Raw genomic sequence first — 1,696 nt, forward strand, 5'->3', positions numbered from 1 at the left:
CGTCCACAGCGTCACCGACCCGGTCGCCAACATCACCGCCGCCGCCAACTACGCCGCCCACCGCTACGGCTCCATCGACAACGTCCACTCCGCCTACTGACCCGGCACACTCCGGCACAGCGGAGCCCGAGGCAGCCGGCAGGTGCTGCCCGGGACGCACCACGGCGGCGGGCCACGGGCCATGGGCGAAGGGCGTGTCGACCGGGAACTCCTCGGCCAGGGCTACACCAACGGCAGGAGCGCCAACGCCTCTTCCGTGTTGTGCTCGGCGATCCTCCGCATGAACGCCCGGTCGGGGAAGTCCCCGTCGAGGAGACGCAGGGGACCGGCTACCAGCGACAGACGCATCGCGAGCATGTAGAGGTCGAGCCGCTGAGGATCGAGACCGGGCCGGGCCAGCGCGGTGTACCGCTTGCCGAAGCGGAGCCGGAGGAAGACGTGCTCCCACTCGACGTCGAAGTGCATGAGGCCCTCGATGTCGATCAGCACCGCGTGGCCGTCGGCGTCGACCAGGACGTGGTCGGGTCCGAGTTCTCCGTGGATCAGTCCGTATTCCGTGCGAGGGCCCACCCGATCGGCCAGTTCCCGCAGACGGTCGCGCAATGCGGCGTCGGCTGCCGCGATGCGGCCGTCGCGCCCCGCCGCCTCCTCGAGGTCCCGCAGGGCGCGGTCGAGGACCCGTCGCTCGCACGGGACCCCGGACACGGATTCGCCCCGCTCCAGCCGGTCCACCCTGCCGTGGTGCCGGTTCTGGTGCCGGTGCATCACCTCGAGCATCCCGGCGAGGTCGCCCAGGGTTCCCGCGGCGCGCGTGGGATCGGTTTCGAAGAGTGCTTCGAGGGTGCCGCCGGAGACGTCCTCGACCACGGCGACGTCCGCCGGACAGCGGCGTCGGCTGTCATCCGCCAGGAACACCCGCGGAACCCGTGCCCCGAGGCTGTCCAAGCTTCGCTGCGCGGTCAGGAACGGGACCAGCCCGGAGGCGGGCGCGAACGGGTCGGCCTCTCGCGCGCACGGCCAGAAGTTCTCGGCCTCGGCCCAGCTGTAGACGATCACGCTCGCTGGGCGGATTCCCTCGAGGTGGACCCGGTACACCCCTTTCCTGCTCCCTCCGCGCAACCTCTCCACCGCGACTGCGTGGCATCCCGCTCCCAGTGCGTCACGCACGAGCCCCGGCAGGTCTTCGACGTCCGCGAATCGCCGCATCCGCAGAACCTACTGACGACGGCGCCGCGTGTGCCAACTGACCGCACGAAGCGACTGAGCCCGGACACCGGCGGCAGACCGGTTCGGCCGGGCTGCCGTCTCAGGGGCGGACCGGCTGCCGAGGACGAGCGCAAGCGGGTGCCGTCCCGATCTCCTGCCCCCTCACGGCGTCAAGTCCGTGGCATCAGGGGTTGTGCACCGTGCGAGGCGGACTCCGGTGTCATCGGCTCGCACGCAGGTGAACTCGCCGTTCAGGAAGCCGGATTCGGTGGAGCCGTCGTCGGTCACCCACCTGGAGAAGCACGCCCTTCGCTCGCTCCCGGGGAGCCGGTCCGCAAGTCCTGGGCATTGCCCGGTCGTCCGCGTGTACCTACGATCGGCGCGCACCTACGACACGAGAGCAGGAGGCGGTCATGGGGACGCGGGAGTCGGACGAGCAGGTGCACGGGGCCGGGCGTCGGGCGGTGCTCGGGGCGGCGGTGCTGGGCGC

General features: G+C 71.3%; 1 protein-coding gene and 1 pseudogene. One reads left to right on the plus strand and one right to left on the minus strand.

Annotated elements, in window-relative coordinates; genetic code table 11:
• A pseudogene (locus C1I97_RS42235) lies at positions 1-100 on the plus strand (transglycosylase SLT domain-containing protein); the annotation flags it as partial.
• A gap of 122 nt (positions 101-222) precedes the next feature.
• On the opposite strand, the gene C1I97_RS36710 reads toward C1I97_RS42235, so the two are convergent.
• Positions 223-1,206, minus strand: a complete 984-nt coding sequence (locus tag C1I97_RS36710) for a phosphotransferase (RefSeq protein WP_111007215.1) — start codon at positions 1,204-1,206, stop codon at positions 223-225.
• Positions 1,207-1,696: the final 490 nt, after the last annotated feature.

Origin of the sequence: Streptomyces sp. NTH33 (assembly GCF_003236365.1) — a bacterium.
GTDB lineage: Bacteria > Actinomycetota > Actinomycetes > Streptomycetales > Streptomycetaceae > Streptomyces.

Bases quoted from the DNA above. Each gene is read 5' to 3' on its own strand.
- C1I97_RS36710 (WP_111007215.1), bottom strand. From the start codon at position 1,206: ATGCGGCGATTCGCGGACGTCGAAGACCTGCCGGGGCTCGTGCGTGAC.